The 8131-nt window shown below is 67.8% G+C and carries 8 protein-coding genes and 1 CRISPR repeat array; all 8 genes read right to left on the reverse strand.

Features of this window, described 5'->3' with window-relative positions; all coding sequences use genetic code 11:
• On the reverse strand, positions 1-1057 hold a 1057-nt coding region (locus BJF83_RS24750), incomplete at its 3' end, for a replication initiator (protein WP_316042357.1).
• Positions 1058-1262: 205 nt separating this feature from the next.
• Entirely contained in the window at positions 1263-2687 is a 1425-nt protein-coding gene (locus tag BJF83_RS24755; RefSeq protein WP_075928219.1) for an FtsK/SpoIIIE domain-containing protein, read from the reverse strand.
• On the reverse strand, positions 2687-2932 hold the full coding sequence (locus BJF83_RS24760) for a hypothetical protein (protein ID WP_075928220.1): 246 nt from the start codon (positions 2930-2932) through the stop codon (positions 2687-2689). The genes BJF83_RS24755 and BJF83_RS24760 overlap by 1 nt, the downstream gene beginning before the upstream one ends.
• Positions 2933-3031: 99 nt before the next feature.
• Positions 3032-3436, reverse strand: a complete 405-nt coding sequence (locus tag BJF83_RS24765; RefSeq protein ID WP_075928225.1) for a plasmid replication, integration and excision activator — start codon at positions 3434-3436, stop codon at positions 3032-3034.
• A gap of 121 nt (positions 3437-3557) precedes the next feature.
• Positions 3558-4340: a protein phosphatase 2C domain-containing protein gene (locus BJF83_RS24770; RefSeq protein ID WP_075928221.1), complete on the reverse strand. Its 783-nt coding sequence runs from the start codon at positions 4338-4340 to the stop codon at positions 3558-3560.
• Positions 4341-4343: 3 nt separating this feature from the next.
• Positions 4344-5186 (reverse strand): sigma-70 family RNA polymerase sigma factor, encoded by an 843-nt coding sequence (locus BJF83_RS24775; RefSeq protein ID WP_075928222.1) that lies wholly within the window; start codon positions 5184-5186, stop codon positions 4344-4346.
• 167 nt (positions 5187-5353) lie between these two features.
• Positions 5354-5734: an ATP-binding protein gene (locus BJF83_RS24780; protein WP_075928223.1), complete on the reverse strand. Its 381-nt coding sequence runs from the start codon at positions 5732-5734 to the stop codon at positions 5354-5356.
• Positions 5735-5831: 97 nt separating this feature from the next.
• Positions 5832-6629: a helix-turn-helix transcriptional regulator gene (locus BJF83_RS24785; protein WP_075928224.1), complete on the reverse strand. Its 798-nt coding sequence runs from the start codon at positions 6627-6629 to the stop codon at positions 5832-5834.
• Positions 6630-7276: 647 nt separating this feature from the next.
• A CRISPR array of direct repeats spans positions 7277-7678; the repeat unit is 37 nt; unit sequence GTTCCGCAGGACGATAAAGCCCGTAGGGCATGGAAAC.
• The last annotated feature ends 453 nt before the right edge of the window (positions 7679-8131 follow it).

Here is an 8131-nt window from a genome sequence, read left to right on the forward strand (position 1 = left end):
GATGGGGTTGGGCGTCGGGGTCCTCGTCCAGGGCGTCCAGCGCCTGTTCCCAGGTGGGCAGGACCTCCCCCGTGGTGGGGTCCAGGTAGGTCGCGGCGTCCTCGTCCCACACCGGCAGGCGGTCGCCGTCGAAGACCACGCGATCGGCCGGAGGCCACCACACCTGGTGGTAGGTCGCGGCGGCGATCTGTCGGAGTTCGGCCCGGGGGATCGTGCCCCTGGTGGCCATGTGCAGATGCGGAGCCAACCGCCGTTGGGGTTCGACGGCCGCGAAGTACTGCACATCGAACCCGGCCACGCGGCGGAGGTTCTGCACGAACCGATCGGTCAGCTTGGAGAAGTGCAGCGCGTCCCGAGCCGCCCGACGGTAGTCATAGGTCTCCGGATCGACCGGGGTCCCGTCCGACCTCACCCGCCCGTAGGAGTCCAGGGTCAGGGTGATGAACAGCGACGGACGGAACACCCTGCCCGTGTTCGGATCCGTGTAGGCCCGCCCGACCGTCTTGCGCGTCATGGGCCGCTTGGGAAGGTCCGGGACGTCCTGACGCCGCTTGGTGGAGCGGACCCGACGCGACCCCGACGACGAGGAGGAGCCCGAGCGGGTCACCGACCCCCGCAGCCCCGAGGCGGCGATCTCCTCATCCAGATCGGAGATGACCGCGTCCAGGGTGGCCAACTCGTCAGCCGACGCGGCCCCCGTGGAGGCGAGTCGTTCCCGTTCGGCGGTGACCACGGCCCGCTGTTCCACCCACGAGCGCTGCGTCTCGGAAGGCGGGTCAGGCTCCACCACGGGTTCGGCGGCCAGGTGCCAGCCCTCCTCACACTGCGTCCGCCGCAGCGACCTCTTCCGGCGAGCACAGGCGGGGCACCGGGATTCGAGCGTGGCCCCGCACGGGACGTCCACGATCTCCGTTTCCCCAGTGGTGATGTCGGTCCGTCGAAGGGACACCGGGCGGATACACACCCCGTGGTCAGCCGCCACCTGTTCGGCCACCTCACGCGCCAGGGGTTGCGCGAGCCGTTCGGCGCGGGTTGTCTTACCGGTGACAGTCGGCATCAGGGCGTCACCCGCCTCTGGTTGCTCCACCAAGAACGCTCTAGGCTCTGCCCATGCACCTCCGGAATCTGCTGTGGGCCGCTCAGTTCATCGCTGTGATGATGCTGATTGCCTTCGGCCACCTCTGGTGGGCACTCACCTTGGCCGCTGTCTCCGCGATTGCCCTGGGGACGTGGGACTTCCTCAAAGCCCGCGCGAATCGTCATCATGAAGCACCACCCAGCGAACCGGAATCGAATCCGTAGTCAGCCGCCATGGCGGTGATGTCGTCATCGGAGACGTACGCGGCCCGCACCCTCACGGGTGCCGGTGAGCCCTCCATGCGGACGTAGCCCACCCCGGGAAGGCCCGGGTCGATCAGATGCGCGTTCGCACCACGGTCCCGGGCGCCCTCGCCGAGGATCATGTCCACCTGGGACGCCTCGTCCAGCCGAAGCGCGACCTTGTCCGGGAACAGGTTGCGCAGATTCATCACCTCCTTACGGGGGTCCTGGAGAGCGGCCAGGACCGCGAAGCCGACCGAACGCCCCTGCGAGGTGAGCGTGGCGATCGCGTTCTCGGCACGACGCCGCACATCCCGGTCGGGGTGGTAGGCGGTCAGGAACGCCACCTCGTCCAAGACCACAAGGACGAACGGATCCGCCGTCGTGGGGACGTGGGAGCGCTGGCGACCGGCGTAGCGGCGAGCCCGGTCCTGCATGTCCGCCACCGCGAGTTCCAGCACGGCCACCGCGGATTCCCCGTCATCGGCGTACCGGGCGAACAGGCCCCGCCCGTAGGACAGCTCCATCCGCTTGGGATCGATCGCCCACACCCGCGCCGTCCCCTCAGCCACAGCCGGGAGCATCGCGCGGATGGCGGACCAGATCACCGACCCCTTCCCCGACCCGGTCACCCCAGCCACCAGGACGTGCGTCCCGTGCAGGCGTAGCCGCCACTGGGAGCCGTCTTCGGTGACGCCGACCGGCAGCGCAGACAGATCCACCGCGTCCGGCACGTCGAAGGCGTCGAGGGGTTCAGCGAGGGTGTCGTGTCGGGGGAACTCCAGGGTGATCTTGCGCGGCCCTTCCACCACCACCCGGCAGGACGGGGCACCGAACCCGTGCGCCAGTTCGGCCACGCGGGTTTCGAAGTCAGTGGGGGAGGTTCCGGCCACGAGGGTGACCCGGACCTGGTCGGCCCAGGAAGTGCAGACCACGCGGCGGATTCGGGGCAGGTAGCGGCGTTCCTGGTAGGACTCGGCCAGCCCAGAGATGACCAGGACGGGTTGCCAGTGCCGGCGGTAGACCACCACGTGCCGCCACCACGCCAACAACCGGAGCGTCACCCACTGGCGGTAGGAGTCCGGCCACACGCGCCACCACACCAGAGAGACGACCGAGGCGACCCCGCACAGCACGGCCAGGCCCGGCCAGCCGAACCACCACCAGGACGCCACCGACACGGCCAGGGAGGCGACCATGACGGGGAACCGGAACGGCAGCGTCACCAGGAACCGGACCAGCCGCCCCACCCACGAGGCGAGGACGACGATGCCGGGGGTTTCGACGATCGGGGTCGTCCACCGCACCCCCTGAGCCGGAGACGGCAACGTCGGGGAGGTCTGAGTGGAACCCACCTTGGACGGCATCAGACCTCACCCCCGTCCGCGATCTCGTTGAGGACCCGGTCCCGCTTGGTGCGAGCGCGTTCGGCGGCCTTGGCCGCGTCGGGGTTGCCGTCCCGCTCGGCGATCAGGGCGAACACACGGGCCTTGAAGTCGAAGAACTCCGCCCACTCGGCCGGGGTCGTGCGCGGCGTGTCCACCGCTTCCAGGAACAGACGGACCAGCCGCGAGCCGGACAGCCCGGACAGGTCGGTGGGGTAATCGGACATACTGAAGACACCTCTTCACGAAGCTTTCGCAGGTAACGGGGAGGGGTTCAGGGGCGGCCACGGTGTTGCAGCACCAGGCCGCCCCGCTTCATGCGCCGCTCAGGCGGCGTCCTTGGTCTGGGAGCGACGACCACTAGCGGCACCGGGGGCCTTCACACCCCGCGCCCGCAGCGAGTACGCCACCCGGGGGCGGTGACCGTTGTCGTCCACGTACGGCTGGACCGCCATCTGTTCGAACTCGATCGGGCGGAACGGCAGCCCCGGGACCTCGTCCGGCAGCGTCGGGCACACCTCGGCGGCGACCTTGACCTTGACCGACTTGGCCTTGCCCCTGGCTTCGGGGTCGGCGTCGATCACGTCCACCGCCCACAGCGGAAGACCGGACTCCTTGTCCAGCTGGGGCCGCTTGGTCTCGAAATCGGTGATCGCCTCCACCCCAAGGGCGAAGGCCCCGTGCGGGAACACCGTGGCGAACTCCACCGGCAACGCACCCTGAATAGCCATGTCCATTCCCTTCGATTGTCGATCCCCCTAGACAGTCCAAGCGACCGCGCGCCTAGATGCTTGTCTAGGGGTCTAGTCAGTGAAGGTAGCAGTCGAACCCAGGCATTGTCTAGGGGGGTACTCAGGCGGGGGTCCAGGCGACGACCGTCGCGTCGTCACAGCGTTTGCTGCGCGGGAATCGCACCTGGTCAGGGTCGGTGCGCTCACGCTGGCGAACGTGGTCGATGACCGCGTGGGGACCTTGCTCGGCGATCAGGTCGAAGCAGTCTTCCCAGGTCATCGACGCGAACAGGTCGATTCCTCGTGTGGCCCCGTCGCTGAGTGCGGCGAACGCCCGAACTTTGGCCAGCGGAAGCGTTCCGGTGATGGCCTCGTCCGCCGCGCGAGGGTCAGCGCCAGCTGTCCAGAACCCCCCGGAGACGTTGCGCTGGGACAGGATGGCCCGCGCACGGTCGTCCGGTCTCTCAGCAGCGGCCACGCGAGCCTTGACGTCCTCCATGCGGCCATCGGTGATGACCTCGATCGCGCCGTCATCGCCTTCCACGGCCAGCGCTGAGTCTGACAGGACCAGGTACTCCAGTTCGGTGCCCGCCAGGCGGACCATGACGACCGTCGCCGACGGGGTCTGTTGGTTGGTCAGGTCGCAGGTGTTCGCGTGCAGTGAGGCGGCCGTGGTGATGGCGTCGGCCAGGCCCTCACACAGAGGAAGCCGCGCGTCCAGGTTGGCGAGGAGGAGTCCGCCCAGGCGGCGCGTGTACCAGGCCACCCCGTGCGAACACCCCGTGTCCCACCCCCGGGGTGCACTGGCACCGTCCAGCAGCACAGCACCGGAGCTGACCACCGCCGCGAAGTCCTCGTTGTCGCGTCCCGGGTAGGCGGGTTCCGTGGCCAGGCGGAAGGGCATGGGCTAGTCCTGGTCGTGGCGGTACAGGGGAGTGATCAGTTCGGTTCTCGTCGGTTCGTGCGTGTTCGGGTCGTACTCGGTACGCACCAGCGCCGAGAAACGATCGGTGCGGACCTGTCCCCAGAGTGAGGCGATCTCCTGGGTCAGCAGATGTGCCACACCGCGTGAGCCCTGGGGGTGGATGCCCGCGATAGCGAGGAAGGACCCCTTCCCATCAGGACGAGGGAGCCGACCGATGTAGGCCATGTCCATCGGGAGCTGGGGGTCCATCTCCTGTCCGGAACGGTAGCTCTCGCCAGTCCGGGTGTCGGTGAGCAGCCACAGACCCGGTTCGGGGTTCTCCCAGCGGAGCACGGGATCCGTGGCGTAGGCCGAGCGCATCGCTTCGGACATGGCGGGACCGCACACCACGATGAGGTTGGGACGGTTGAGGTCTACGCGGCCGTCGACGGTGACGTGGGCGGGGTCCACCTGCATGTCGAAGCCGCGCACCAGCTGTTCCAGGGTCTGCCCGGTCGCCATGTCGTCCAGGGACAGCACGGGCCGGTCCTTGACCTGGTCGTGCCGCAGGGGGGTCGCGATGGTCACCGTTCCCACACCCAGGAACGCCGCTTCGGGAGACGGTCCCGTGTGGCGGATCTGGTGGATACGCCCGCGACTCAGCCCCGCTTTCTCCGCGATCTGGGCGTACGACATGCCCTGCGCGTGAAGGTCCTGGATGAGCCGTCGCCGCAGCCGGGAGAGCTCCGTGACCTCTTGCTGGGCCTCGGCCAGGCGTTCGGTAGCAACGCGCAGGAGCTGGAACGGATCCTCGATCTCCGCGATGCGTTCGTACTCGCCCGGCATAGTCACCCCCTCGGCTACGGGAACCGAGTCTAGATCCCTAGACAGTGCTGGGGAAACACCGGCTTCGGGTGAGAGGTAATCCCCTGTTGACGGACCGGGGGAGACGTCCTCACCCGTCAGGGCGTCCACCGTGCGCAGGCGAGCCCGCCGACGGGGCATGCGAGGGGTCACAGCTTGCCGAAGGAGGGCAGGTCCGCCCAGACGCACGTCCCGACCGGTTCCGGGACGGCTCCCCACTCCTTGGCCAGTTGGTCCACGAGGAACAGTCCACGGCCGTGTATCGACGTTCCGCAGGAGCCGGAGGGGTCGATGTGCGGCGTCTCGTCGTCGCTTCCGTAGTCCACGACGGAGATGCGGACGCGGTCGCCGAAGTCACGGACCCGGACGGTGAACATGCCCCGATGGCCCCGGCTTCGCGTGTGCAGGAGCGCGTTCGTCGCCAGCTCACTGACGACTAGTTCGGCGTCCTCGGCCGTGGGGTGCCCTTCGAGGAGCGCGCGCACGAAGGAGCGTGCTTTGGCTACTTCATCGACTTGTCCAGGGAACATGCGTGCCCAGCTGTGCACATCGACCACCGCCGTCTAGAGGGGTATACACCTTGCTTGACGGCAGGTTACGGCAACAAGCACGTTCTATTCAATGAGTTCACTGCATAAGCTTGGCGATGTCCGAGGAGACCCGCTCCACCAGGGCCCGGCAGACGTCCCCGTCTACCGCCACGGCTTCGAGCTGGGTGAAGGCGTCCCGGTACGCCGACACGTGCTCGGTTCCGGTGAGGGTCATTTCGGCCGTGTAGGTCTCCACCAGGACCCCGGCCTGGTCGCAGACGGTGAACCCGTGCGGAGGCAGCACCGGCAGCCCGGTACCCCAGGGGATCACCGCGAGCGACACGTTCGGCCTCTCCACCACCGCCAGGAGGTGAGCGAGCTGTGCGGCCATGAACGATCCCGACCCAGGCCAGGTTCGGAGCGCCGACTCAGTGACGACGAAACGGAAGTTCCTGCCCTCGTCCGCGAGCAGTTCGCCGAGGTCGCGCGCGGGCACGCTGGGACCGCTGCGTGCTCTTGCGTACTCAGGCGTCTGAAGGAGCAAGGGCACCATGGCGTCCTGGAACACCCGCACCTCAGACGCGGACACGAGGAGCTTTCGCCCCGCACCAGCGACGAGGGACACGCCCGCGTCTACCCGCTTCTCTGACGCGGTGGCGGCGTACAGTTCGCGCCACTCAGCGGCCAGTCGTTCCGCTTCGTTCTGGGTGAAGGGCAAGGCCCGGATGATCTTCACGACCGCATCCACGGTGGAGACCCGGCGACCGTTCTCCACCCGGGACACGGTCGGCTGCGTCACGCCCGCACGCGACGCCAACTCGGCACCCGAGAATCCCGCTCGCTTGCGAACCTCACGCAGGGCCTGTCCGGCGGCCTTCAGTCGTCCATCAGCCATAAGCAAGGTCTACCGCATAGAGCGTTGCCGAATTGGGCTGTATGGGATCAAGGCGACGGCGCGAGCGCCGTCGCGGCGGCCCGCCGCCCGCCTCGGGCTGCGGGCTGCGCCCGGTCCCTCGCCGGTCGGCAGCCGCGCCCACACAGCTCCACGAACCGGCCCCGCCCGATCAACGGACTCGGTGAGCGTCTGGTGGTACCAGGGGGGCCAACCCCCCGTGGACCCCCCGGGCCCGCACGGAACCTGGCGCGACACAGGACGTGCGAAAGTGCGGACCGACCGCGCCAGAACCCGCGCGGGGTCGGAACCGTGGTGACCCGCCGCCGTGGCGGGGGGTGCACCCGTTGCGGGCAATCCTGGGCGTCGCGGGAGCTGGCGGGAGCACGGTCGGTCTGGACACGGCACCCGCCCTTGGGGAAGGGTGGACGGTGTCGTGTCGGAGCCGGTGGGATGCGGGGAGGGCGAGCGTGTACAGGAGCGCGCGGCACATGCCCAAAACCCCCTGTTGCGTGCAGAGCGTTCGTGCTGGTCAAAGACCCGCAGGAGCGAAATGTTGCGCAGGTCACGCACCTGTGAGGGGGTCAGGGCCCACTCGCGTGCAGAGGGGGTGTGTCACCGCAGGTCAGACCCGGTGAAAAACGGGAAGGGTTCCGCAGGACGATAAAGCCCGTAGGGCATGGAAACCCAAGGGGATGAGCAGCCCCAGCTCCATTGGTTGTCCTCGTTCCGCAGGACGAAAAAGCCCGTAGGGCATGGAAACCATGCTGAATCCAGGGGATACCGCATTGTCTTGACAGGTTCCGCAGGACGATAAAGCCCGTAGGGCATGGAAACTTCAGAGTGGAGCCGAAGGCGATCAAGGCCTCCAGTTCCGCAGGACGATAAAGCCCGTAGGGCATGGAAACCTCGCAAAGCTCTGGAGCTTCGCGAAGAACGCCTCCCGTTCCGCAGGACGATAAAGCCCGTAGGGCATGGAAACAACGGCGTCGTTGGGAACGTCACCGTCTTGTCGGTTCCGCAGGACGATAAAGCCCGAAGGGCATCCAGTCTTCGTGCCCGTTGCTTGCCCGTCAGGAGAGCGACGGAGGGGGACTCACGGTCACTCAGGCGCTGATCGCCCCTCGCGGCGCAGGTCAGAGACTCGCAGATCAGCCGGTTTCCACGGCCTCGAATTCCCAAGCTGATAACGCGGGTTCGATTCCCGTCGTCCGCTCCGTTCGAAAGACGGCCCCTGAACTGCGAATACCGTTCGCACACCAGGGGCCGTCTTCGCGTTGAGGGTGCACCAGCGGGTGCACGGGGCCAGGATTCGGCCGGTGGGTGTGTTCCACCCATCCCGTCATACACACCCCCGGCCGGGGTGCACGCGGGTGCACGAGCCCAGCCCGTGAGCCCGATAACCAGGTGGGGTGCCCCGAGGTTTCCGGACAGAGATCCAATACGATGATCCTGTAAGGAAACGAGGGGAAAATTGGGCAGGGCAAGCAAATACTCACCGGAGT

Source organism: Nocardiopsis sp. CNR-923, from assembly GCF_001942255.1.
Classification (GTDB): Bacteria; Actinomycetota; Actinomycetes; order Streptosporangiales; family Streptosporangiaceae; genus Nocardiopsis.

Bases quoted from the DNA above. Each gene is read 5' to 3' on its own strand.
- BJF83_RS24755 (WP_075928219.1), bottom strand. From the start codon at position 2,687: ATGCCGTCCAAGGTGGGTTCCACTCAGACCTCCCCGACGTTGCCGTCT.
- BJF83_RS24760 (WP_075928220.1), bottom strand. From the start codon at position 2,932: ATGTCCGATTACCCCACCGACCTGTCCGGGCTGTCCGGCTCGCGGCTG.
- BJF83_RS24765 (WP_075928225.1), bottom strand. From the start codon at position 3,436: ATGGCTATTCAGGGTGCGTTGCCGGTGGAGTTCGCCACGGTGTTCCCG.
- BJF83_RS24770 (WP_075928221.1), bottom strand. From the start codon at position 4,340: ATGCCCTTCCGCCTGGCCACGGAACCCGCCTACCCGGGACGCGACAAC.
- BJF83_RS24775 (WP_075928222.1), bottom strand. From the start codon at position 5,186: ATGCCGGGCGAGTACGAACGCATCGCGGAGATCGAGGATCCGTTCCAG.
- BJF83_RS24780 (WP_075928223.1), bottom strand. From the start codon at position 5,734: ATGTTCCCTGGACAAGTCGATGAAGTAGCCAAAGCACGCTCCTTCGTG.
- BJF83_RS24785 (WP_075928224.1), bottom strand. From the start codon at position 6,629: ATGGCTGATGGACGACTGAAGGCCGCCGGACAGGCCCTGCGTGAGGTT.